This is a genomic window from Actinomadura formosensis, assembly GCF_050948385.1.
Classification (GTDB): Bacteria; Actinomycetota; Actinomycetes; order Streptosporangiales; family Streptosporangiaceae; genus Spirillospora; species Spirillospora formosensis.
The window spans coordinates 6,246,387-6,270,299 of record NZ_CP192011.1; the positions used below are offsets into that span (position 1 = coordinate 6,246,387).

General features: G+C 72.3%; 22 protein-coding genes. 6 read left to right on the forward strand and 16 right to left on the reverse strand.

Features of this window, described 5'->3' with window-relative positions; translation table 11 throughout:
* Window positions 1-2: 2 nt before the first annotated feature.
* The 7 genes from ACQP1N_RS29320 to ACQP1N_RS29350 all read right to left on the reverse strand — a co-directional run bounded on the left by ACQP1N_RS29320 (window position 3) and on the right by ACQP1N_RS29350 (window position 6,174).
* Window positions 3-224, reverse strand: a complete 222-nt coding sequence (locus ACQP1N_RS29320; RefSeq protein WP_067808214.1) for a Flp family type IVb pilin — start codon at window positions 222-224, stop codon at window positions 3-5.
* A gap of 43 nt (window positions 225-267) precedes the next feature.
* Window positions 268-1,185 (reverse strand): type II secretion system F family protein, encoded by a 918-nt coding sequence (locus ACQP1N_RS29325; protein ID WP_433227691.1) that lies wholly within the window; start codon window positions 1,183-1,185, stop codon window positions 268-270.
* Window positions 1,182-2,174 (reverse strand): type II secretion system F family protein, encoded by a 993-nt coding sequence (locus tag ACQP1N_RS29330; protein ID WP_433227692.1) that lies wholly within the window; start codon window positions 2,172-2,174, stop codon window positions 1,182-1,184. Before ACQP1N_RS29330 ends, ACQP1N_RS29325 begins: the two co-directional genes overlap by 4 nt.
* A 16-nt stretch (window positions 2,175-2,190) precedes the next feature.
* The gene (locus ACQP1N_RS29335) at window positions 2,191-3,492 is read right to left on the reverse strand and encodes a CpaF family protein (protein WP_433227693.1); all 1,302 of its coding nucleotides are present in this window, start codon (window positions 3,490-3,492) and stop codon (window positions 2,191-2,193) included.
* A 1-nt stretch (window position 3,493) separates the two neighbouring features.
* A complete protein-coding gene (locus ACQP1N_RS29340; protein WP_067795537.1) occupies window positions 3,494-4,375 on the reverse strand; it encodes a hypothetical protein in 882 nt (293 codons plus the stop codon).
* Window positions 4,376-4,377: 2 nt separating this feature from the next.
* A complete protein-coding gene (locus ACQP1N_RS29345) occupies window positions 4,378-5,244 on the reverse strand; it encodes a hypothetical protein (RefSeq protein WP_433227694.1) in 867 nt (288 codons plus the stop codon).
* Window positions 5,245-5,472: 228 nt separating this feature from the next.
* Complete coding sequence (locus ACQP1N_RS29350) at window positions 5,473-6,174, reverse strand: TetR/AcrR family transcriptional regulator (protein ID WP_433227695.1); 702 nt, start codon at window positions 6,172-6,174, stop codon at window positions 5,473-5,475.
* Window positions 6,175-6,286: 112 nt separating this feature from the next.
* Here ACQP1N_RS29350 and ACQP1N_RS29355 point away from each other — a divergent pair, with 112 nt between their 5' ends.
* From ACQP1N_RS29355 to ACQP1N_RS29365, 3 genes are read left to right on the forward strand one after another with little or no spacing between them, the layout of a single operon-like run.
* Window positions 6,287-6,757: an SRPBCC family protein gene (locus tag ACQP1N_RS29355; protein WP_433227696.1), complete on the forward strand. Its 471-nt coding sequence runs from the start codon at window positions 6,287-6,289 to the stop codon at window positions 6,755-6,757.
* Between the two features lie 19 nt (window positions 6,758-6,776).
* Window positions 6,777-7,718, forward strand: a complete 942-nt coding sequence (locus ACQP1N_RS29360; RefSeq protein ID WP_433227697.1) for an NAD-dependent epimerase/dehydratase family protein — start codon at window positions 6,777-6,779, stop codon at window positions 7,716-7,718.
* Between the two features lie 37 nt (window positions 7,719-7,755).
* The gene (locus tag ACQP1N_RS29365) at window positions 7,756-12,252 is read left to right on the forward strand and encodes an FtsK/SpoIIIE domain-containing protein (RefSeq protein ID WP_433227698.1); all 4,497 of its coding nucleotides are present in this window, start codon (window positions 7,756-7,758) and stop codon (window positions 12,250-12,252) included.
* Here the strand turns inward: ACQP1N_RS29365 and ACQP1N_RS29370 are convergent, their stop codons facing one another.
* The 8 genes from ACQP1N_RS29370 to ACQP1N_RS29405 all read right to left on the reverse strand — a co-directional run bounded on the left by ACQP1N_RS29370 (window position 12,253) and on the right by ACQP1N_RS29405 (window position 18,401).
* Window positions 12,253-12,768, reverse strand: coding sequence for a hypothetical protein (locus ACQP1N_RS29370; protein ID WP_433227699.1), 516 nt, complete (start codon window positions 12,766-12,768; stop codon window positions 12,253-12,255). It abuts the gene before it with no gap.
* Window positions 12,747-13,151: a hypothetical protein gene (locus ACQP1N_RS29375; protein ID WP_131732646.1), complete on the reverse strand. Its 405-nt coding sequence runs from the start codon at window positions 13,149-13,151 to the stop codon at window positions 12,747-12,749. The genes ACQP1N_RS29370 and ACQP1N_RS29375 overlap by 22 nt, the downstream gene beginning before the upstream one ends.
* Window positions 13,152-13,327: 176 nt before the next feature.
* Window positions 13,328-15,493, reverse strand: a complete 2,166-nt coding sequence (locus tag ACQP1N_RS29380) for a hypothetical protein (RefSeq protein WP_433227700.1) — start codon at window positions 15,491-15,493, stop codon at window positions 13,328-13,330.
* Window position 15,494: 1 nt separating this feature from the next.
* Window positions 15,495-15,728, reverse strand: a complete 234-nt coding sequence (locus ACQP1N_RS29385; RefSeq protein ID WP_067795560.1) for a hypothetical protein — start codon at window positions 15,726-15,728, stop codon at window positions 15,495-15,497.
* 103 nt (window positions 15,729-15,831) lie between these two features.
* Window positions 15,832-16,101, reverse strand: a complete 270-nt coding sequence (locus ACQP1N_RS29390; protein ID WP_067795563.1) for a WXG100 family type VII secretion target — start codon at window positions 16,099-16,101, stop codon at window positions 15,832-15,834.
* A gap of 233 nt (window positions 16,102-16,334) precedes the next feature.
* The gene (locus ACQP1N_RS29395) at window positions 16,335-16,877 is read right to left on the reverse strand and encodes a hypothetical protein (RefSeq protein WP_067795565.1); all 543 of its coding nucleotides are present in this window, start codon (window positions 16,875-16,877) and stop codon (window positions 16,335-16,337) included.
* 135 nt (window positions 16,878-17,012) lie between these two features.
* Window positions 17,013-17,342, reverse strand: coding sequence for a hypothetical protein (locus ACQP1N_RS29400; protein ID WP_067795567.1), 330 nt, complete (start codon window positions 17,340-17,342; stop codon window positions 17,013-17,015).
* Window positions 17,343-17,354: 12 nt separating this feature from the next.
* Window positions 17,355-18,401 (reverse strand): SPFH domain-containing protein, encoded by a 1,047-nt coding sequence (locus ACQP1N_RS29405; RefSeq protein WP_433227701.1) that lies wholly within the window; start codon window positions 18,399-18,401, stop codon window positions 17,355-17,357.
* 206 nt (window positions 18,402-18,607) lie between these two features.
* Between ACQP1N_RS29405 and ACQP1N_RS29410 the strand changes: the two genes are divergently transcribed.
* The 3 genes from ACQP1N_RS29410 (at window position 18,608) to ACQP1N_RS29420 (ending at window position 23,142) form a co-directional block, all read left to right on the forward strand.
* Window positions 18,608-20,377, forward strand: coding sequence for an acetyl/propionyl/methylcrotonyl-CoA carboxylase subunit alpha (locus ACQP1N_RS29410; protein WP_433227702.1), 1,770 nt, complete (start codon window positions 18,608-18,610; stop codon window positions 20,375-20,377).
* 122 nt (window positions 20,378-20,499) lie between these two features.
* Window positions 20,500-21,936, forward strand: a complete 1,437-nt coding sequence (locus ACQP1N_RS29415) for a hypothetical protein (RefSeq protein ID WP_433227703.1) — start codon at window positions 20,500-20,502, stop codon at window positions 21,934-21,936.
* 162 nt (window positions 21,937-22,098) lie between these two features.
* Window positions 22,099-23,142, forward strand: coding sequence for a HAMP domain-containing sensor histidine kinase (locus tag ACQP1N_RS29420; protein ID WP_433227704.1), 1,044 nt, complete (start codon window positions 22,099-22,101; stop codon window positions 23,140-23,142).
* On the opposite strand, the gene ACQP1N_RS29425 is transcribed toward ACQP1N_RS29420, so the two are convergent.
* The gene (locus ACQP1N_RS29425) at window positions 23,139-23,798 is read right to left on the reverse strand and encodes a response regulator (protein WP_067795581.1); all 660 of its coding nucleotides are present in this window, start codon (window positions 23,796-23,798) and stop codon (window positions 23,139-23,141) included. The genes ACQP1N_RS29420 and ACQP1N_RS29425 overlap by 4 nt on opposite strands.
* Window positions 23,799-23,913: the final 115 nt, after the last annotated feature.

A 23,913-nucleotide genomic window follows, 5' to 3' on the forward strand; every position in this document is an offset into this window, starting at 1 on the left:
GGTCAGCCCGTGTTGATGCTGTTGGCCTTGTCCTGGATCTTTTTCTGGATCACCGCGCCGATCGTGATCGCGATCAGCGCGAGGATCGCGGTGATGATCGCCCACTCGATCGCGGACGCGCCGCGGCTGCGTTCCTCCTCCGACCGGAGCCGTGCCAGCCGGGCGCCGAGCACGGCGCGCAGGTAGGTGATCGCCGGGTCGTTCAGCGGGTTGAGCGGATTCATCGAAACCTCCACGGGGTTCGGGGGCGGGCCCTGGATGCGGGAGTCATGACGCGAGCACCCGCATCAGGGCCGGATAGGCGAGGAAGATCAGGAATCCGGCGCACAGGAACAGCTGCGCGACGAGCATCGACTGGGAGCGCTCGCCCGCCTTGCCCTCCAGCTCCGACAGCTCCCGGCTGCGCATGGACGCGGCGCGGGCGGCGAGCGACTTGCGGATCTGCGCGCCGTCGTCGGAGACGAGCGCGAGCGCCCCGGCGAGGTCGCGCAGCTCGGCGATGTCGAGTTCCTCGCCGAGCCGGCCGAGCGACTGCCAGGGCGTCTGCCCGGTGATGCGGGCGTTGGACAGGGCGTCCCGGATGCGGTGCATGGCCCAGCCCTCGCCGACCTCCGCCGCGGTCTTCAGCGCCTCGGGGACGCCGCGCCCGCCCGCGAGGTTCATCGATACGAGGTCGAGGAACGCGCCGACGACGTGCCGGAAGTCCTGCCGGCGGGCCTGCGCCTCCTGCCGGAGCTGCATGTCGGGAAAGAAGAAGAACAGCGCGGCGAACAGCACGCAGATCCACGCGGGGACGGCGACGGACGAGCCGAGCCCGAGCAGCGTGAAGTAGGCGACGATCAGCGGGATGAACAGCAGCGCGCCGGCGGGCAGCAGGAACTTCGTCGCGAGGAACGCCTCCAGCGACCGCTCGGTGATCGCGAGGTCGGCCCGGACCGACCGCAGCCGCCAGCCGCGCGCCTCGCAGAACCCCGCCAGCTCGCGGCCGAGGCGGGCGCGCATCCCGCCGGCCCGCTCCAGGGTGGGCGACGGCCGGCCGAGCCGCTGCTCCTCCAGGTCCCGGCGGCGGGCCGCGTCGAGCGCGGACATCCGGGCGGCGAGGCCGGGACGGGCCGGGAACAGCGCCCGGACCAGCACGTACAGGCCGAGGCCGACGGCGGCACCGGCGAGCATCGCGGCGTTCACGACGCGCCACCCCCTCCGGCGTCCATGGTGTGGCGGCCGCGCAGCGGAAGCTCCTGCGGGCCCTGCTTGCGGGCCGCGGGGTCCTGCCAGCCCGCGACCGTGCTCGGCACCTCGCCGGGGACGCCCGGCTCGGCGGACTTGCGGGGCTCGCTGAGGAACCGGCCCGGCAGCTCGTACCGCGCCAGCCGCCGCAGCCACAGGAACGCCGCCCCGTACAGGGCGACGACGACGCAAAGGACGAGCTGCCCGAGGAAGTCGTCGTACGGCTCGACGTAGGAGTGGTTGAACACGGCGAGGGCGAGGGCCGTCCCGACGGAGACGGCGACGACGATGCGGACGCTGCGCCGGGTGGCGCGCCGGTCGGCCTCGACGCGGCGCCGCATGTCCAGTTCGGCGCGGGCGGAGGTCGCGAGCGCGCCCAGCATGTCGCGCAGGCCGGGCCCGCGCAGCTTGGCGTTCAGGATCAGCGCGGCGACCACCAGGTCGGCGGACGGGTCGTCGAGGTCGTCGGCGAACCGGCGCAGCGCCTCCGGCATCGGGACGCGGGTGTGCAGCCGGTCGACCAGATCGCGCAGCGGCCGCTGCAGCGCGGGCGCGGCGGCGCGCTGCGAGGCGGGGATGGCCTGTTCGAGGCCGACCGCGCCGGCGATCGTGTCGCGCAGCGACTCGGTCCAGCCGGCGAGGCCCTCCAGCCGCGCCATGCCCCGGCGTTCCTCGGCGGCGCCGCCCGCCAGGCCGTTCCAGGCGAGGACGAGCGCGCCGGTGCCGGCGGCGGCGATCGGCCAGCGCGTCATGACCAGGACGGCGACGCCGACGATGACGGCGACGGCGGTGCGGGTGGTGAGGGTGCGCACGAGGTCCTCGCGGCTGCGTCCCCGGGCGGGCCGCGCGCGGGCCGGCAGCCCGCGCAGCGCGACGACCAGCAGCGCGAGCCCGCCGCCGGCCGCGGCGCCCGCGATGACGGCGAGCAGGACGTCCGCTGCGTACATCACCCGTCTCCCCCGCTCACCAGGCACCTGCGGCGGACGGGTCGTAGCCGTGCTCGGCCAGTTCGGCGGCGCACGCGATCGGCGCGGCCGGGACGGCGGCCCCGCCGGGAGCGAGCGCGAACACCTCCGACGACAGCACCCGCCCGTCCACGCCCGTGACCTCCCGGACGCTGGACACGAACCGGCGCAGCCGGCCCCCGGAGGCGTAGTCGTTGCGCTTCTCGATGAACACGACGAAGTCGATCGCGCCCGCGATCAGCATGTGCGTCGCCTCGACCGGCAGCCGCTCCTGCGACTGGATCGCGTACGTGGCGACGCGGTTGAAGACCTCCACCGACGAGTTCGCGTGGATCGTGGACAGCGACCCGTCGTTGCCCTGCGTCATCGCGTTCAGCATCGTGACGATCTCGTCGCCGAGCACCTCGCCGACGATCACCCGGGACGGGTTCATGCGCAGCGACCGGCGGACCAGCTCCGCCATCGAGATCGCGCCCTGCCCCTCGGAGTTCGGCAGCCGCTGCTCGAACGCCACGCAGTTCGGGTGCAGCTCGGGGAACGCGTCCAGGCCGAGTTCGAGGGCGCGTTCGACGGTGATGAGCCGCTCGTTCGGCGGGATCTCGTTGGCGACCGCGCGCAGCAGCGTCGTCTTCCCCGCGTTCGTCGCGCCCGCGATCATGATGTTCTTGCGGGCGCGCACGGCTGCGCGGAAGAACTGCGCGAGTTCCTGGCTGAACGTCCCGTTGCCGACCAGGTCGGCGAGGAACACCTTGCCGAGCCGGGCGCGCCGGATCGACAGCGCGGGGCGGACCGTCACGTCCATCACGGCCGACAGCCGCGACCCGTCCGGCAGGCGCAGGTCGAGCTGCGGGTTCGCGGTGTCGAACGGACGCGACGACAGCCCGCTGTAGGCGGCGAGGATCTGGATCAGCTCGACCAGCTCCTCGTCGCTCTCGGCGACCGGCTCGCCCATCTCCTCGCGTCCGTCGGCGTACCCGATGAACACGCGGTCGCAGCCGTTGATGTCGATGTTCTCGATCTCGGGGTCTTCGAGCAGCGGCTGGAGCCGGCCGACGCCGAACAGCGCCGCGTGCACCCCGGCGGCGAGCGCCTCCTCCTCTTCGGCGTTCGGCGGGCGGCGCCCGGAGGTGATCTCGCCGCGGGCGAACTCCTCCAGCACCTGGCCGATGATCGCGCGGGCGAACTGCCGCTCGTCCTCCCCGGACATCGGCGGCAGCCCGCTCGCCGCGTCCAGCCGGCGCTGCTGCGCCAGCCGGTCGCCGACCTCCTGGCGGAGGCGTTTGACGAGCCCGTGGTCCATCTCAGCGCCTCCCCTCCTCGCCGGCCGGCACCCGCGCGGGCGGGACGTCCGGCGCGGCGGGTTCCCGCGGCGCGTCCGGCACCGCCGGGAGCCGCCCGGTGAGGTCGGCGGCGACCTCGCGCGCCGACCGGATGAGCAGCGAGCGGTCCAGCCGGCCGCCCCACCGCCCGGACAGCAGTTCGGCGCCCTTCGGGTCGAGGGCCAGGCCGCCGAGGACGCTCACCCCGGGCTGCGGCGGCCCCTGTGCCGGGTCGGGCGCCTGGCCCCGGTTCCGCGCGATGATGCGGTCGACCTCGGCGATCGAGCCGCGGAAGTCGCGCGGATCGGCGAGCACCAGCACCCCGACCGGCGGGCCGCCGCGCAGTTCCTCGGTCAGTGCGGCGACGCGTTCTCGCAGGTGGGCGACCTGTTCGAGGGTGGCGCGGGTGAGCAGGACGACCAGGTCGGCCTCCCGCATCAGCTCGATCAGCGGCGTTCCCGCGCCGAGCCGTCCGCAGTCGGCGATCACGTCCACCGGGGCGAGGCCGGCGAACGCCCGGCCGAGCGGCCCCCACAGCCAGGTCATCGCCTGCGCCTGCTCGGCGTTGGTGATCCCGACGAGGACGTCGAGGCCGCCGACGAGCCGCTGGCAGTGCTCGGCGATCTGGTCGGGGCGCAGGCCGCGGCGGGCCGTCGCGGCGAGGCTGAGCAGCCCGCGGGACGGGTTGAGCGTCCCGCCGCGCCCGTCGCCCTCCGCGGCGGCGGGCAGCCGGTACACGAGGTCACCGCCCGCCTGGTCGCACTCGGCGACCAGCACGGGACGCGGCCACACGGCGCCGAGCGCCACCGCCGCGGTCGTCACGCCCGGCGCCCCCTTGTCGGCCGCGAGCGCGATGAGGGCCACCGTCAGTCACCGCCCGCGCCCGAACCGTGCGTGCCGCCCGTTCCCCGGGTGCCGCCGGGGACGGGCTCGACGCCGCCGGGCCGCCGGCCGCCGGTCTGCTGCGGGTTCACGGGCGGCGCGGACACCTTCGTCCCGTCCGGGATCAGCGCGACCGCGACCGCCCCGGCCGAGGCCGCCTGCGTCACCTGCGCCGCGTCCGCCGGGAGGACGGCGACGTCCATGCTGGTCTGGTCGGAGCGCAGCCGGGCCGGGCCGCCGCCGTCCCCGCCGCCGGAGCTCATCACGATGGCGTCCTGGGCGAGGACGGTCCCGGCGCGCGGGCCGCCGTTCTGCCCGCCGCCGACCGCGTACAGGATGACGTGCTGCCCCCTGGCCAGGGCGCCGGACGGCGTCTGGCCGGGTTTGAGCGCGAGCCCGACGATGACGCGCCCGCTCTCCGGGGCGTCCGACGAGCTGATCATGGAGTTGGTCAGCAGCGCGCCCTGCACCAGCCGGACGGCCGCGACGTGCCGGGTCACCTTCGCCCGCTCCGACCAGCGGAGGTACTCGATTCCGGTGTCACCGATCTGCACCTCCTCCAGGGCGCTCGCCGGGATCTGCTGCCCGGCCGCGACCGGCTGCGCGATGCGGATCGCCGACACCCGCTCGCCGCTCGCCATCACCAGGTAGGCGCTGGCGAGGGCGCCGCCGAGGATGAGCAGCACCGCGAGCGCCGCCAGCGCGGGCTTGCGTTCGCGAGGGGAGGCGGGAAGCCGCTGCCCACCGGAGGTGCCGAGCCCCGACCGGCCGAGCCCCGCCGTCCCGCCGGAGGAGCCCGCCCCACCACCGCCGGAGATGGTCGACTGGTTGGACTTCATCGCGCTGCCCACGCGCTCCTTCCCGCCCTCCCGCGGACCTCGTCCTGCGAGATTCCCACGTCACCGAGCGTTCCATGCTTGCGGGGGCGGCAAGGTCCCGTCAATGGATTCGGTGAGGTGTAGCCGTTCCGTATCCGGGCGCACCTCGTTGACCTGGGAATTCGCCGACCACTTGGCTACTGACCACAAGTCACTTCTGTCACTGACCACATGCTGGACGCGTCCGGAGGCCCCGCGCGGTCACGGCTTCAGGCCGACGAGGTGGCCGAGCAGCGTCATCGTGTGGTCGAAGTAGGCGGCCCTCTCCTCGATCACGTTGTTGAATTGCCCGAACAATTCGAAGCTGACCGTCCCGTACAAACCGGCCCATGCTGTGAAGGCTCGGACAATCACGTCATCGGGGATCTCCATGGGGAGCGCGGCGCGGGCGCGGGCCAAGTCCTCGGCAAGTGAAGGCGGCGCCGGAGGGCACGGGCCGACAGGGGCGAGCGCACCGGCCTGGTACGCCTCGGTGACGATCCGCGTGAAGACGACCGTGTCGCGTACGGCGGCGGGGACGGTGTCCTGTGGCGCCTTGTAGCCGGGGACGGGCGAACCGTAGAGCAGCGCGTACTCGTGCGGATGCTCCAGCGCCCACCCGCGGACGGCCCTGCACACGGCGAGCCACCGTCCGGCGAAGTCGCCGGACGGGGCGTTCGCGTCGGCCCGCTCGACGGCCTCCCCGACGGCGTTGTACCCGTCGATGATCAGCGCGGTGAGCAGGTCGTCGCGGCTCGGGAAGTACCGGTAGATCGCCGACGACACCATGCCCATCTCGCGGGCGACCGCGCGCAGCGACAGCCCCGCCGCGCCCTCGGTGGCCAGTTGCCGCCGCGCGATCTCGGTGATCTCCCGGATCAACTCCGCCCGCACCCGTTCCCGTGCCGTACGACCAGCGCTCATGGTGCGAGCTTAACAGAGCATCGCACCGAAGCGAGAGCACTGCTCTTGACAACAGTGCTCTCCAGAGAGAGCATTGCTCTCGCAACGGAGCACTGAAACGAAGGAGCCGCTCATGCCGAGCCCGGCGATCCTGCACGACGAGTACGCGCTGCGCGGGCGCATCGACGAGTCCGCGCCCGTGACCAGCACGTCCAGCGTCCTGATCGACGCGCCCGCCGCGCGGGTCTGGGACGTCCTCGCCGACCTGCGCGGCTGGGAGACCTGGGCGCCCGGCTTCCGGCTGCGGGCGCTGGAAGCGGTCGAACCGGGCCGCGAGTTCCGGTGGGCCCAGAACGGCACGCCGCTGCGCTCCCGGTTCGCCGTGGTCGACCCCGGCCGCGAGCTGAGCTGGACGGGCGCCTTCCTCGCCCTCTACCGGGCCGTGGACCGCATGACGCTGGCCCCGCAGGAGGGGCGCACCCGCGTCACCCTGCAGGAGTCGCTGGACGGCCCGCTCGTGCGCATCCTGTTCGGGGAGCGGCAGCTGCGCGCCGCCCACCAGATCCGGCTCGCCGCCCTGAAATCCCACATCGAGACCCGCTGACGGCAGAAGGAGAGACACCATGGGCAAGCATGTGATCGTCGGAGCGGGACAGGCCGGCGGCCACCTGGCCGAGCGGCTGGCCGGGCAGGGGCACGACGTCGTGGTCGTGACGCGCTCCGGCTCCGGGCCCGAGGGCGTCGAGCGGGTCGCCGCCGACGTCACCGACCGGGCCCGGCTCACCCGGATCGCGCAGGGCGCCGACGCCCTCTACAACTGCGTCAACCCGAAGTACCACCGCTGGGCGCAGGACTGGCCGCCGATGGCGGCGTCCTTCCTGGGCGCCGCCGAGGAGACGGGCGCCGTCCTGGTGATGCTGGGCAACCTCTACGGGTACGGGCCGGTGGACGGGCCGATGACCGAGGACCTGCCGCTCGCCGCGACCGGCACCAAGGGGCGGGTGCGGGCGAAGATGTGGGAGGACGCGCTGGCCGCGCACAAGGCGGGGCGCATCCGGGCCACCGAACTGCGGGGCTCCGACTACTACGGGCCCCACAGCACCGACCAGTCCTACATCGGCCAGACGCGGTTCGTGAAGCCGCTGCTCGCGGGCAAGCGGGTGTCGTACCTCAGCGACCCGTCCGTCCCGCACTCCTGGACGTACCTGCCGGACGTCGCCGAGGCGCTCGCCATCGCGGGGACGGACGAGCGCGCCTGGGGGCGCCCGTGGCACATCCCGACGGGCCCGGCCGTGTCCGCGCTGGAGGTCGCGGAGCGGCTGTGCGAGATCGCCGGGGCGCCGAAGCCGCGCCTCTACGAGGTGCCGTACCCCGTCGTCCACGCGGCCGGGTGGTTCTTGCCGATGGCGAAAGAACTGCGGGAGACCCGCTACCAGTTCGACAAGCCGTTCATCCTGGACTCTTCCGCGTTCGAATCCACGTTCGGGATGGCGCCGACACCGCTGGACGACGCGCTGCGGACCATCGTCGCCGCCTCGCGGAAGTCGGAGGGTAGTGGTAATTAAGCTGAACGCGCTCGCCCGGAGGACGTCGGAGGCTCGGATGCGGATCTCGTTCACGGCGCTGACCGGCGGCGGCCCCCGGGATGTCGTGCTGAACGTCGACGCCGAGGTCACCGTGGACGGGGTCGCCCAGTCGCTCGCCGCCACCCTGAACGGCCCGCCGCCCGCATCGGCCCCCCGCTTCTCCAAGGCCGCCCTGCTCGCCAAGGACGGCTCCCGCAAGGCCCTCTGGATGGACGGCCGGATGCTCGACCCGCAGGCCCTCGCCGTCAAGGAACTGCGCGACGGCGCCGTCGTGGCGGTCGAGCGGCGCGGCGCCGCCGCCACCGTCCTCACCGAGCCGACGGGGCTCGTCGAGGTCCGGGCCGTCGGCGGCCCGGCCGCCGGGTCGGTGCACCGGCTCGGCCTCGGGACCAGCACGATCGGGTCCGGACGGGACGTGGACGTGACGCTCGACGACCCGTCCGTCCCGGCACGGTCGCTGCGGCTCACCGTCGGGCGCGACACCGTCCAGGTCGAGGCGTCCGCGCTGACGATGCGGGGTTCCGCCGCGCTGGACGGAACACCGCTGGGCGCGAAGACGGCATGGCCGGCGGGCGCGCTGCTGACGGTGGGCGACAGCGTGCTGGCACTCGCGCCGAGCACCGCGCCCGACACGCATCTGGAGCCGCTGCCGGAGGGCGGGCTGGCGTTCAACCGTCCCCCTCGGCTGCATCCGGCGCACCGGGTGCGGACGCTGGAGGTCCCGAAACGTCCCGAACGCAACCCGCGCGAGCGGCTCCGGCTGTTCGGCGCGCTGCTGTTCTCGGCGTTCGGCCTGGCCATGGCGTTCGGTCTCGGGCAGTGGTGGTGGGCACTGTTCGCGCTCGCCTGGCCGGTGATGACGGTCGGCGAGTGGATCGGCGACCGGCTGCACGGCCGCAAGTCGTACAAGCGGGCGCTGAAGGACTACCACCGCAGGTCCGGCGAGTTCGACGGCGAGCTGGAGCGGCTGCGGCGCGAGGACGAGGCCGAACGGCGCGCCCTGCACCCCGATCCCGCCGAGGTGCTGCTCACCGCGACCGGGCCGCGGCGGCGGCTGTGGGAGCGCCGGGGCACCGACCCCGACGTCCTCCACCTGCGGGTCGGGCTCGCCGATCTGCCCGCCCGGATCAAGCTGACCGGCGACGCCGCGGGACACGGGCGAGGCGGAGACGCGCCGCCGCACCCGGGACACGACATCCCGATCCCGGCGGCGCGGCGGGTTCCGGTGGCGCTGCCGCTCGCCGACCTGGGCGTCGTCGGGCTGACCGGCCCGCGCCACGCGTCGCGCGCGCTGGCCCGGTGGATGGTCGCGCAGGCCGCCGTCCTGCACAGCCCCCGCGATCTGGCCATCGTCGTCCTGTCCGCCGACCAGCGGGCCGGAGACGAGTGGAACTGGGTGCGCTGGCTGCCGCACTGCGCGCCGCGCGAGGGCGAAGACTGCGTGGCCCTCGTCGGGGCGGACGCGGAGTCGGCCGCGCACCGCATCACCGAACTCGCCATCAAGGTGACGGAGCGGCGGCGTGCCGCGCAGGCCGAATCGTCGTTCTTCGGCCGGGAAGGGGCGCCGTCCGTCCCGTACAACATCCTGATCGTGCTGGACGGCGCGCGCGCATTGCGCCGTCTGCCGGGGATGCCGATGCTTCTGTCGCGAGGCGCCGAGTACGGTCTGTACGCCATCTGCGTGGACGACGAGGAGCGCCTCCTCCCGGAGGAGTGCCAGGCCGTCGCCGCATGGGATCCGCAGCACCCCTCCCAGGTCCGGCTTCAAGGGCAGGGGCTCGAAGTGCTCGGTCCCGTGCTCGCCGACCAGGTTTCCGCGGCCTGGACAGACCGGGTGGCGCGCGCGCTGGCCCCCGTCCGGGACGTCTCCCGTGAGGACGCCGAAGACGCCATCCCGACCGACGTACGGCTGCTCGACCTCCTCGACATGCCGGAGCCCACGGCCGAGCACATCCTTCAGTCGTGGCACAGGACCGGTGGGCGCACCACCCGCGTCCCCATAGGGCTCGGCTCAGGGCAGCCGTACGAGATCGACCTCCGGGCTGACGGCCCCCACGGCCTCATCGCGGGAACCACGGGCGCCGGCAAGTCGGAACTCCTGCAAACGCTCATCGCGTCCCTCGCCGTCGCGAACCGCCCGGACGAGATGACGTTCGTCCTCATCGACTACAAGGGCGGCGCCGCGTTCAAGGACTGCGCCCGCCTCCCCCACACCGTCGGCATGGTCACCGACCTGGACGGCCACGCCACCGAACGCGCACTGGAATCCCTCGCCGCCGAACTCCGCCGCCGCGAGGAGATCCTGCTCGAAGCGGGCGCCAAGGACATCGACGACTACAACGACCTGCGCCCCGGCCGGCAGGGCCTGCCGGCCATGCCGCGGCTCGTCCTCGTCATCGACGAGTTCGCCGCGATGGTGACCGAACTGCCCGACTTCGTCACCGGGCTGGTCGACATCGGACGCCGGGGGCGGTCACTCGGCGTCCACCTGATCCTCGCCACGCAGCGTCCCGCCGGGGTCGTCACCGCCGACATCCGCGCCAACACCAACCTGCGGATCGCCCTCCGCGTGACGGACCCGGACGAATCCACCGACGTTCTCGACACGCCGGACGCCGCGCAGATCTCCAAGTCGACACCGGGACGCTGCTACATCCGCTCGGGCGTGTCATCGCCGCATCCCGTCCAGTCCGCACGGATCGGCGGACGCCGCCCCGGCGCGGTCGCCCGGGGCGCGACCGTCCTGCCGCTCCCCTGGCAGGGCCTCGGCCACCCGCTGCCCGCCCCGCGCGAGGCCGCCGACGACGCCTCGACGGCGACCGATCTCGGCGTCCTCGTCCAGGCGATCGACGAGGCCGCCCGCCGCGCCGGCATCGCCCGCCTGCCGTCCCCCTGGCTGAACCCGCTGCCCGATCAGGTCAGGCTGACGCCCCGCACCGCCGCCGGCGGCTCCGTCGTGGACGTCCCGCCGATCCCGTTCGGCATCACCGACCTCCCCGCCGTCCAGTCCCGCGAGGAACTGGCCCTCGACCTCGCCTCCGGCGGCCACCTGTACCTCGCCGGGTCCGCCCAGTCGGGCCGCTCGACCGCGCTGCGCACCATCGCCGGTTCCCTGGCCGCGTCCTGCTCCCCCTACGACGTCCACCTGTACGCGATCGACTGCGGCGCGAACGCACTGCTGCCACTGGTCTCCCTGCCGCACTGCGGCGCCGTCGTCCCCCGCGACCAGCTCGACCGCTGCGAACGGCTCCTCACCGCGCTGACCGCCGAGGTCGCCCGCCGCCAGCAGCTCCTCGCCGAGGCCGGGTTCGCCTCCCTCGCCGAACAGCGCGCCGCCGTCGCCGCCACCGACCGGCTCCCCTGGATGGTCCTGCTCCTCGACCGCTGGGAGGGCTTCCTCGGCGCGTTCGAGCACTACGACTACGGGCGCCTCGTCGACCAGACCATCCGGCTGCTGCGCGAGGGCGCCGCCGTCGGCCTGCGCGCCGTCTTCACCGGCGACCGCTCCGGTCTCGGCGGCCAGATCTCCACCGTCTTCGACCGCCGCCTCATCCTGCGCATGGCCGACCCGAACGACTACGGCTACGGCGGCCTCCAGGACAAACAGGTCCCCGCCGCGATGCCGCCCGGCCGCGCTCTGGAACCCACCGCTCCCGGGGCGCCCCCGCGCGAATCCCAGATCGGCCTGCTGGGGGACGACCCGTCGGGCACGTCCCAGGTGGCCGCCCTCCAGGAGATCGCCCGGACCTGCGTGTCCCGCTACGGCCGCCTGCCCCGCCGCCAGCGTCCCCTGCACGTGGACGAACTCCCCGTCCGCATCACCTACCGCGAGGCCATGTCGCTCGACCCCGAGTTCCTCGCCCCGTCCCCGCTCTGGGCGCTGGTGGGCGTGGGCGGCGACACCCTCACCCCGGTCGGCGTCGACCTGCTCAACGAGGGCCCCGGCTTCGCCGTCGCCGGCCCGCCCCGCTCCGGCCGCTCCACCACCCTCCGCACGATCGTCCACTCCCTCCTCGACCCGGCCGCCGGCGGCGGCCTCGTCCCCGTCGTGCTGGTCACCCCCCGCCGCTCCCCGCTCCGCCTGCTGTCCAGCCGCCCCGGCGTCCTCGGCCTCCTGACGTCCGACTCCGATCCCGACGACCTCGCCGACGCCATCGGCGACGAACACCGCTACGTCGTCGTCGTGGACGACGCGGAACTCCTCGACGAAACCGACCTGGACGACGCCCTCCGCGACGTCCTGCGCACCGCCCGCGACGGCGAGCACGCCGTCGTCATCGGCGGCACCACCGACGACCTGGGCCGCGGCTACCGCGGTTTCCTCTCCGACACCCGCCGCTCCCGCTCCGGCGTCCTGCTGTCCGTCGACTCCCCCGACGACGGCGACCTCTTCGGCCTCCGCCTCCCCCGCAACGCCCCGCTCGGCGGCCCCACCGGCCGCGGCCTCTTCGTCGCGACCGGCGTCACCACCCAGATCCAGGTGGCCCTCCCGCCCCCGGCCGGCAGCGACTGATCAACCCCGGGAATACCGCCTGTCGACCGTCCCGAACGAGGGATCCATCCACTTCGCGACCTTCTCCGGCGACGGCCTGTGCTTGGCCGACCGCCACACGCAGAAGAACACCACAACGAACGCAACCGCGATGGTCACCGCATAGTCGGCACCGTATTCGATCTCGTACTTCTCACCCGGATCAAAGGAGAACGCGGAGGTCGAGATGACGGTGACGCATCCGACCAACCATGTCACACACGAGATCACACGAGTCGCCGCGGCACTCGCCGCCACCCCCAGCAGCAAAGTGACCATCATCAGCAAGGGCAGCCACCTGCCCGGCCCGTCCACCTCCGGCGCCAAGGCCAACTCCCAGAGAACATAGGTGGTGCCGCGCACGTCAGTCCACGGCGCCATCGTCCACCCCGTCAACGCCATCGTGACGGCCGTCCCCCACACCGCACAACGAATCCGCCGCTCGAACTCGGCAACACCGAGTGCGGGCCCCCTGCTCATGACGGCCTCGGCGTGCACTTGTGAAGCTCCCCGAACCGCTTCTCCGCGATCCGCATGAAGTCGAACATGTCCTGAACCGCATCCCGTCCCCGCACCACCGGTACAAAATCAATACTGATCCACGGCTTCTTCTTCCCACACCGGAACAACGCGATCACGAAGTTGGGGAGCCCGTCGAGTCCACCGGCCGGCCGATACCCGGCCAGCCCCCGCCCCAGCTCGGACGGAAGTTGATGAGGTGATTCGTGCGCCCAGTTCTCCCGCTGCGTCCGCAGAATCTCTCCCCCCTCGTTGTACGACCACTCGACCCCCAACGAAAACGGCCCTTTCGGAGGCGACGCCAGGCAGAGCCCGTTATCCGTCTGCGGTCCATCCCAGTCGCTCTTCAGCGGGGAGGTCACTCCCGTGGCTCGCCGGAAAGCGGACTCGGGCACCAGGTCACAAAGGTAGGGGGCACTATCCGCCACAGGCCGCACGTCAAGGGATGAATCCGCCCCCCGCGGACCCCCGCCATCGCACCCGGCAGCGAAGATCACCATGATCGCCGAGAGAAGCCCCAGAACCCTTCGCACCGAAGTCACCGCTGACTGCTCGGAGTCACACTTTTGCCATCCGAGCTCTTGTAATGCCCGGCCGTCTTCTCTCGCCCGTTCCGCATCGATTTCTGCACATCATCGCTGATGTCACCTAGATTCAGCCTGTTACCGGCCCAGTGCAGAAATTTTTCCAGCTCCACGTCGCTCAGCGATTCGATAGGACGAATCTTGGGGTCCGGCCCTTTCGTGGCGAACGATTTCCCCGCCAGGCCCGGACCATCGAGACGACCGTGGCTCGCCATCGAGGACACGACCATCTGACTGAACAAGCGTTCAACACCCTCTGTTTCGGTCGTGGGGGCCAAGATCTTCTGGTCGGGCTTGTCGGCCAGCCTCTTCGCTATGACGTCGGTCAGTTTTCCGGTGAGCTGCAGCATCGTGGCCTCGTAGGGTTTCCCCACCGCCGGGACGTGCTCCGCGACCAGTGTCGTGCCGATCGGGACGAGTCCGATGCCGGCCCCGACGTATTTGCGCATGCGGTCGAGGTCTTCGGCGAGCCGGCCTTCTTCGGCCCCGACCGACTGGTGACGGGCTTCCAGGAGATGGCCGAACATCCAGCCCTCGCCCGCGATGGCGTTCGACAGATCGGCGTTCTTGACGATCGCCCGGTCGATGACGAGCTTGGAGTGGGCGATCTGGCCCAGGAGGAGGTGTTCGTAGGCGCCGGCGTCCCGGGTCACGTCCACGAGGAGATGGTCCAGGTCCTCGCCGGTCATTCCCGTGGATCCGGGTTTGTCGGTGTAGCCGTCGAGCCGGACGATGTCGTGCAGTTTCTCAAGGTGGGCGACGAGGACCGTGGCCATGGCGGGACGCAGGCCCGACAGTTCGTCGTAGTGCTTGGGACGGGAGATGGCGTCGCTCACCTGGCCGTGTCTCAGGGAGTCGAACGGCCCCCTCTCCCGGATCCGGAGCTTGCCATCCTTGACTTCGAAGTTCTTGCGGGTGTCGGCGGCGAGGATCTTGGCCACCGCGAAGGCGAGGCGGGTGGATTCGGGGTCCTGGGCGGTGGCGGCGGACTGGATCGTCCCGCCCAGGGCGGCGCCGTGGTCTGTGGCGCCCCAGACGGGGCGGCGGTCGTGGAGAAGGTACTGGAGGGTCGAGCCTCTGAAGGCGGGTTCGGTGCCCTTCTCGAAGGGCCCCATGTAGACGTGGGTCAGGAGGGCCTGTGAGGTTTCCTTGCCGGAGAGGGCGGCGGCGGTGAGGAGGGGTGCCAGGAAGTCCGTCTTGCGGTCGCCGGGGACGACCTTGGTCGTGGTGGGGTCCAAGGCATTGCCCAGGCCGGCCTTGCCGGTGAGGGTGGGGAGCGGTTCCTGGCCGAGGGTTTTCCGCAGGCGGCTGTCGTAGGCGATCATGTCGCTGCCGACGACCTCGATGAAGTGGGCGGAGAAGCGGGTGTCGCCGGCGGCGGTCAGGAGGGTGGAGAGGGACTGGTAGCCGGACGTGCCGTTCGGCGGGGTGCTGAGGGGCGGGAAGTTCTTGCGGCCGGCCGCGGTGAGGGCGCGCAGGTAGTCGTCGCCCAGGTAGGCCCGCGTGTCGGGGCGGGTTGCGAGGGCTAGGCTGCGGCCCAGCAGGGCTAAGGTCGCGCGGGTTTCGGCGGCGTGGGCGTCGAGGCCGTCGCGGGGCTGCCGGACGTCGGCGGCGAGCGGGGCGGTCAGGTCCATCGGGAGCTTGAGGAGGGCCTCGGGGCCGAGGGCCTCCAGGAGGCCCTTGGCGAACATCGGGGTGATGTCCTGCGGGTGGAGGCGGCGCAGGGCGGCCCTGGCGGCGGGGTCGCCGGACGCGGCGCGGCGGAACAGGTCGGCGCTGCGGCGGCCGGCGGCGTAGCCGACCTGGTCGGTGTAGCGGTCGGGGAGCTTCAGGTAGGTGCCGTCCTGACGGCAGACGACCATGGCGAGTTTCTGCCGGTCGAGGTCGTGGGCGAGCTGGTTGCGGCGGCGCAGGTCGGAGGCGGCCCGGTCGGCCCAGGCGGCGATGCGTTTGATCTCCATCGCGGGCGCCGTGCTGACCTTGGCGGCGTTGAGCGCCTGCCACAGCTGGTCGGCGAGTTCGGCGAGTTTCGGGGCCGCCTGCGTCATCTGCTGGGTCATGTGCTCGAACTCGGCGAGCTTCACGCCGCAGGTGCCCGGGTCAAGCCATGCGTCGCCCATGTCACCGCCGGTTCAGTTCGTCCCGGACGAGTTGCAGGGCTTTGCGCAGTTCGGCGTGCAGGGCGGCGTCGTTCTGGTCGAGCTTGTGCGCGAAGCTCCGGGCCGCTCCGCCGCCGACCCAGGCGTGGTCGTCCATCGCCTGGCGGGCCGAGGTGAACAGGTGCCAGTGCTGATCGGACAGCACCTGAATGCGGCCAAGGAGAAATTGCAGTTGCAGCGACTCGGGCTTGCTCACGTACGTCCCTCTGGCATCGGGCATGGCCCGGCTGCGGGGGACGCCGGGGAGGTGATGCGGGTCCCGGCCTCGGGGGGATGGGCCGGGACCCGCGGCTCGGGGGTCAGCGAGTGGCGGCCTCGATGTTCTGCTGGGACTTGCGAATGTCCTGGCTGCCCTGCTCCAGCGCGAGGGCCATCTTGTCGAAGGCGGTCTTGGCCTCGGCCCAGGCGGCGCGGAAGCGGTCGGCGCCGGGGCCCCACCAGGCTGCGCTGCTGCTCACGGTGCGGCCGTTCAGGTCCTTGATCAGGGCGTCGAGGTTGCGGGAGTGCTTGCTGAAGATGCGGGACAGTTCTTCGAGTTCGCCCAGGTTGGCGCCGCGCTTGTCGCCCATCGCTCCGGCCCTTTCGTCGCTGCTCGCCGAACGTTTCACCGTGATGCGGAAAGAATGGCGTCAGCTTACGCCCCATCGATCACGTGAATCCAGCCGGACAACGCCGATCACGGTCCTGAACGGCCATATTCCCGCCATCTCGGGATGTCCGGATGTGGCCAGATCGGAGTTGTGACGAGCATACTTACTGCTCGTCAAGGGAATTTCAGCGCGATTCCGGGCCGAAAGCGCGGTCAGCGGTCGGCGGGGGCCGGGTCGTTCACCGGGTGCGCATCCGGGTCCAGGACGCGTTCGGCGACCAGGGTGATCTGCTCGCCGCGCGTCTGGAACTCGAACCGGCGCCGCACCGCCTGGGTGACCTTGCCTCCGCCGTAGCGGACCTCGGTGTGCTCGACCGCCTCCAGTGTGATGCGGTCCCCCGTCCGGACGGCGCGGCTCGGGTCGAGGCGGGTGCGGGCGCCGGTGTAGGCGGGGCCTCCCTCGACGGGTGCGCGGTTATGGGTCTCCAGTTCGCGGACGGCCCGTTCCTGCGAGCGCATCAGCCGCGGGGAGATCCGCACTCCGAGGACCTCGGCCGGCATGGCGCGGCGGTCCCGGTCCCGTTTGGGCACGAGCGCCTGGGAGCGGCGTTCCAGGAGGGTGTTCGCGGCGACGGTGAGCTGCCGGGTGACGTAGTCGTCGACGGCGGGGCTCCCCCGGCGGACGGCCGACGAGGGTGTCAGCAGGCAGGCTGCCAGAGCGACCGCCAGGCCGACCCGGGGCCACGGGCGAACCATCGGCGTCTCCCGCTGGTCGGGGGCGAGCAGATTCGTGCCGAGATTACACCGGCCGGCGCGGCGGGGACGGCCCGCTTCCGCGCGAAGGCCCGCGCCCCGGTGGAGAAGGGCGCGGGCCTTTCGGGGAGTCGCGGGTCAGTCCGCTTCGATCTCCAGCGCGGCGACGCGGGACCGGGCCTGCGCCATCGCCTCGTGATAGCGCTCCTCCCATGCCGGGTCGCCGTCCGGGATCTCCGCGACCGTCTGCCGCCCGCTCTCGGCGAGCAGGTCCCCGGCGCCGTTGCGGGAGACCCGCCGGACGACGACCGCGGTGACGCCCCCGGACGACTCGGTGTGGGTCTCCCAGCGGGCACCCCGCTCCAGCGCGGCCCCGGCGGACGCCGACCGGTCCGCGAACGCGTACATCAGCAGGACGACCACCACGGCGGCCACCGCCAGCGCCACCAGGACGATCAGGAACCGCATGACGCCTCCCCGTCACCTGCCCCGCATGAGCGAGCCGTTCGGGTTGCCTGGCGCGTAGACGGTGATGCCCTGCGGGAGCGCCTTCAGTTCCTCGATCCTCGCGCAGGTCGGGCACTTGTTGTAGCCGTCCTGGCGGGCCTTGTTGGCCGCGGCCTCCGCCTTGGCCGTGGCGACCTTCGCCTGTGCCTCGCTGACCTGGGCGAACGCGGCCTGCGCGCGGTCCACGGCGTCCTGCACCTTGGACGGCAGGGTGATCCGGACGAGGTTGAAGTGGATGTTGGTGACGAACTTGCCGCCGAGCGTCTGCTCCAGGTCGGCGGCCAGGCTGGTGTTGATCGCGTTCTGCACCTTGGCGATGTTGGCGTTGTTGCTCTGCGCCTGCTGCCCCGCCGGCTGGGCGTTCCTCGGCTGCGCGCTGGAGTTCTGCACCAGGGCGCAGGACGAGACGAGCTCGGCGCACCGGAAGCTGTTGATCTGGCTGCGCAGGTCGTTGTCGATCACCGGCCGGACGATCTGGTCGAGGAACGCGGACCAGCCCTTGTCGCCGTCGTAGACGCTGTACATCTCGCCGCCGGCGCTGCGGAACTTGCGCGTCCCGTACTTGTCGTCGAAGTCCTTGATCGTCTTGTGGTCCAGGTTGAGGGTGAAGTACAGCGTGCCCTCGATGCCCATGTTGACGCCGTCCGAGCTGGGCACGGTGACGACGTCGACGCCGGTCTCGTCGCCCTTGTTCGCGTCCGAGGTGATCGTGTAGAAGCGCTGCTGGGCGGGGTACTTGTGGACCTGCGAGTACAGGCCGATCCAGACGCGCCCGGAGCCGGGGTCGATGACCTGCCGGATCCTGTTGTTGTCGAAGAACCCGCCGTTGCGGACGACGGCGATCTCGCCGCCGCTGGTCCGCTCGAAGCCGCCGAACAGGGCGCTGAGCACCGGCCAGCCAACGACGACGAGCAGCACGGCGGTGACGATCGCGGTGCGCCTGCGCGGCCTGCTCAGCGCCGAGAGCGGGCTCCTGCCCGCGGACCGGTTCTTCCCGGCGGACGACTCCTTGTTGGCCACGACCACTCCTCTCGTACCCGTGCCACTCGGCGCCCGGGTTCCACGATGAGACGGAGGAGGGGCCGGCGGGGCTCCGGCGGTCACCAGACCGTTATCCCGCGAATCCTCCCGATATCTGGGACCTGGACCCCCTATAAGGAGGGGCTTACGAAATGCTGGAACGGCGGTTATCTAGACTGCCTGCGAAGTTCAGGGAGGAGACCCACGTGCGCAAGGTCCTGATCGCCAACCGCGGTGAGATCGCGGTCCGTATAGCCCGTGCCTGCCGCGATGCGGGGTTGGCAAGTGTGGCGGTGTACGCCGAACCGGATCTGGAGGCGCTGCACGTTCGGGTCGCCGACGAGGCGTTCGCCCTGGGTGGGCAGACCGCCGCCGAAAGCTATCTGAACATCGAGAAGCTGCTGAAGATCGCGGCGGAGGCGGGCGCGGACGCCGTCCACCCCGGCTACGGGTTCCTGGCCGAGAACGCCGACTTCGCCACCGCCGTCGAGAACGCCGGGCTGACCTGGATCGGTCCGCCGCCCGCCGCGATCACCGCGCTGGGCGACAAGGTGCAGGCCCGGCACATCGCGCAGCGGGTCGGCGCGCCGCTGGTGGCCGGCACCAAGGACCCGGTGTCGGGCGCGGACGAGGTCGTCGCGTTCGCCGAGGAGCACGGCCTGCCCATCGCGATCAAGGCGGCGTACGGCGGCGGCGGACGCGGCCTGAAGGTCGCCCGGACGCTGGAGGAGGTCCCCGAGCTGTACGAGTCCGCCGTCCGCGAGGCCGTGGGCGCGTTCGGGCGCGGGGAGTGCTTCGTCGAGCGGTATCTCGACAGGCCCCGGCACGTGGAGACCCAGTGCCTGGCCGACAAGCACGGCAACGTGGTCGTCGTCTCCACCCGCGACTGCTCGCTGCAGCGCCGGCACCAGAAGCTCGTCGAGGAGGCCCCGGCCCCGTACCTGTCGGACGAGCAGGTCGAACTGCTCTACAGCTCTTCCAAGGCCATCCTCAAGGAGGCCGGGTACGTCGGCGCGGGGACGTGCGAGTTCCTCGTCGGGCAGGACGGCACGATCTCCTTCCTTGAGGTCAACACCCGTCTCCAGGTCGAGCACCCGGTCACCGAGGAGGTCGCCGGGGTGGACCTCGTCCGGGAGATGTTCCGCATCGCGGACGGCGAGGAGATCGGTTACGGCGACCCCGCGCTGCGCGGCCACTCGATCGAGTTCCGGCTGAACGCCGAGGACGCCGGCCGCGGGTTCCTGCCCGCCGTGGGGACGCTGACCGCGTGGGAGCCGCCGACCGGACCGGGCGTCCGGCTGGACGCGGGGTACGGCGCCGGGCAGAGCGTCCCGCAGGCGTTCGACTCGCTGATCGCCAAGCTGATCGTGACGGGCGCGACGCGGCGGCAGGCCGTCGAGCGGTCCCGGCGCGCGCTGGCCGAGTTCGTGATCGAGGGGATGCCGACCGTGCTGCCGTTCCACCGGGCGGTGCTGGAGGACCCGGCGTTCGTCCCGGCGGACGACGAGACCCCGTTCAGCGTCCACACCCGGTGGATCGAGACCGAGTTCGACAACCGGATCCCGCCGTATGAGACGGCCCCGGCCGGGGACGAGACGCAGGAGGGCGAGCGGGAGCGCGTCACCGTCGAGGTCGGCGGCCGGCGCATCGAGGTCGTCCTGCCCGCCGGGTTCGGCGGCGGGGCCGCGCCCGCCGCCGGGAAGGCCCAGCCCGCCAGGCGGCGCGGCGGCAAGACGGGCGGCGCCGCGCAGGCGTCCGGTGACTCGCTGGTCAGCCCGATGCAGGGCACCATCGTCAAGATCCTCGTCGCGGACGGCGCGGCGGTGGAGGCCGGCGACACCATCGTCGTCCTGGAGGCGATGAAGATGGAGCAGCCGCTCACCGCGCACAAGGCCGGGACGCTGACCGGCCTCGCCGCCGAGGTCGGGCAGACCGTCTCGGCGGGCACCGTCCTCTGCGAGATCAAGGACAGCTGAGCGCGAACCGCCCCGCCCGGCACCGGGCGGGGCGGCCGGATGGGCGCGGTCCCCATTGAGGACGGCCGTAAATCCGCCGCGGGAACGAGTCATCAGGCCGTTCGCGTGGGCAGACTGGCAACATGAGCACCGAGAACCGGGCCATCCGGGCGGCGCGCCGGGGCACCGCCTGGGCGATCGTCGGCGCCGTCGCCGTGCCAGTGTTCGCCCTCACGGCCCCCGCGCATGCCGCCCCGGCACAGCCCTCCCCCGCCCAGGCCGGCACGGTCCAGGCCGGCACGATTCAGGCCGGCACGATTCAGGCCGGCACGGTCCAGGCCGCATCAACGCACGTCACGGTCGCGCCCGGCGCGGCGACCCGCGACACGGTGGGGCAGATCGCCAAGGGCCTCATCGACTCGCGGCTGTACGTGACGAGCGAGGCCGGGAACGTGCTGTCCCCGGCCGACCAGAACGAGATCAAGACATCGCTCGGCGGAGACGGCGACGCCGACATCCGGGCCGTGGTGGTCAGCAACAACGTCACGGGAAGCCAGGTCAGGCAACTGCTCCCGGCCGTCGCCGACCGGGTCGGCAAGGGGCAGACGTACGTCGCCGTCACCGCCGACGGCAGCAGGATGGCCGCGGTCTCCAAGAAGCTCGACGGCAGCGAGATCAACCAGATCATCACCCGCACCAACGGCGCACCGCTGAAGCAGCGGCTGATCGACTTCGGGAACCGCGCCGAGAAGAAGGTCGACGACAAGGCCCAGTCCGGTGCGATCGTCGGATACGTCGTGATCGGCGTGCTCGTGCTGATCGTGGCGGCGGGCACGGGCGTGTTCCTTACCGCGCGCAAGCGGCGCCAGGAGCGCGAGGCCAGGGAGATGGCCGACCTCAAGCAAGGCGTTCAGGAGGATGTCACCCTCCTCGGCGAGGACATCGCCCGCCTGGACCTCAACGTCATGGACAGGGACCTCGACCCCGCCATCCGCGCCGACTACGAGCGCGCGATGGACTCCTATGACAGCGCCAAGACGGCAACGGAGCGCGCCGGCCGTCCGCAGGACATGCAGGCCGTGACGACCGCGCTGGAGGACGGCCGCTACTACATGATGGCGACCCGCGCCCGGCTGGCCGGAGAGCCCATCCCCGAACGGCGCGCACCGTGCTTCTTCAACCCGCAGCACGGGCCGTCCGTCCAGGACGTCGTGTGGGCACCGCCCGGCGGCAGCGCCCGGTCCGTCCCCGCGTGCGCGGCCGACGCCGAGGCCGTCCTGCACGGGACGGAGCCGGACATCCGGATGGTCCCGTACCAGGGCGCCCGGCAGCCGTACTGGAACGCCGGCCGCGCGTACGCGCCCTACGCCGGCGGCTACTACTACGGCTACGGCGGGTTCGACATGCTCGGCGGCCTGATGGTCGGCACCATGCTCGGCTCGATGATGGGGCACGGCCTCGGCTGGGGCGGCGACGGGTTCGGCGGTGACGGCTTCGGCGGAGGTGACGGAGACGTCGGCGGCGGCTGGGACTTCGGCGGCGGTGATTTCGGCGGCGGCGGCGACTTCGGCGGCTTCTGAGCGGCGCGGACGCCGGTGCCGCGGGCCGAGGCGGGCGGCGCGGCCCCGGCCCGCGGCGGCGCCATCGGGTCCGGTGCCCATGGCCGGGGGTGCGCACCGTGCAGGCCGGCGTCCAGGCACCCCGCATGGACAAGGGACGGTCTCATGCGGTGACGTGGTGCCATGAGCAGGACTCCCGCCTCGGCACTGTACTGGCGCATCCTCGGCATCAACGGGCTGATCTTCGCGATCGGGACGGTCCTGCTGGCCGTGGCGCCCGTCACCATCTCCTCCCCGATCCTGCTGCGGGAGCTCGCGGTCCTGGTGATCGGGCTGGTCGTGATGATGGCGGCGAACGCGGTGCTGCTGCGCGCCAGCCTGTCGCCGCTGGAGCGGCTCACCGCGCTGATGGCACGGCTGGACTCGCTGCGCTCCCGCGACCGGCTCTCCGCCACCGGCAACGGCGACCTGTTCCAGCTCGTCGACCAGTTCAACGCGATGCTGGACCGCCTGGAGGCCGACCGCAGCATCAGCACCGCGGTGGTGCTGGACGCGCAGGAGGCCGAGCGGCGCCGCATCGCCCAGGAACTCCACGACGAGATCGGACAGTCCCTGACCGTGGTGCTGCTGGAGCTGAAGTCGGTGGTGGACCGGGCACCGCGGGAGGTGGCGGAGGAACTGCGGGGCGTCCAGGAGGTCGTCCGGTCCAGCCTGGACGAGGTGCGCCGCGTCGCCCGGCGGCTGCGCCCCGGCGTCCTGGACGACCTGGGCCTGACCAGCGCGCTCAACGCCCTCGCGGCGGACTTCTCCGGGACGGGCGGGCCGCGCGTGACCCGCCGCGTCCAGAGCGGGCTGGCGGGCCTCGGCCCGGACACCGAGCTGGTCATCTACCGGATCGCGCAGGAGAGCCTCACCAACGTGTGGCGGCACTCCGGCGCACGCAGCGCCGAACTGTCGCTGACGCAGGACGAGGACGGATGCGTCGTCCTGCGGGTCGTGGACGACGGTTCCGGCCCGCCCACGGAGATCACGGCCGCGGGCGCGGGCGCGGCGGGGGGCGCGGGGGGACGTCCGCTCTCCAAGGACACGGCCGGCTCCGGCGTCCACGGCATGCGGGAACGCGCGATGCTCATCGGGGCGCAGCTGACGATCGGGCCCGCCGGCGGCGGCGGAACCGAGGTCGAGCTGAAGATCCCGCCGGCGGCTTCGCGGCGCGCGGCGGGCTAGGGCTCGACGAGCCCCACCCGGATGGCGTACTTCGTCAGCTCCAGCCGGTCCCGCATGCCGAGCTTGCCGAGGATGTTCGCGCGGTGCCGGTCGACGGTCTTCACGCTGATCGTGAGCGTCTCCGCGATCTGCTTGGACGAGTACCCCTCCGCGATCAACTTGATGATCTCCTCCTCGCGCGGGGTGAGGATGCCGCCCTGGCCGTGCCCGTCCCGTTCCCGGGCGAGATACTCGCGGATCAGCGCGGTCACCGCCGCCGGGTACAGGAACGGCTCGCCGCGCATCGCGGCGCGGACCGCGTTCAGCAGGTCCCGGTCGGCGACGGACTTCAGCACGTAGCCGGACGCCCCCGCCTTCAGCGCCTCGAACAGGTACTGCTCGTTGTCGTACATCGACAGGATCAGCGTCCGAACCGTGGGGAAGCGCCGGGAGATCTCGCGGGCGGCCTGCAGCCCCGTCATGCGCGGCATCGCGATGTCGAGGATCGCCAGGTCGACGCCGCCGGCGGCGAGCGCGTCGATCGCCTCCGCGCCGTCGGCCGCCTCCGCGACCACGGTCAGGTCGGGTTCGGCGTCCAGGATCAGGCGCAGCCCCCGGCGCACCAGCGCGTGGTCGTCGGCCAGCAGTATCCGGGTGGCGGACTCGCGCGTGTGCACCCGATCACCTCCGGTCTCGCCTTCATCCTAGGCGCGGGGCACGACGCGGACCCTTCCCCACCTGCGCGGATACATAATGCGTGATGCCGATATGGGGGTCGTTCCCGATGTGGAC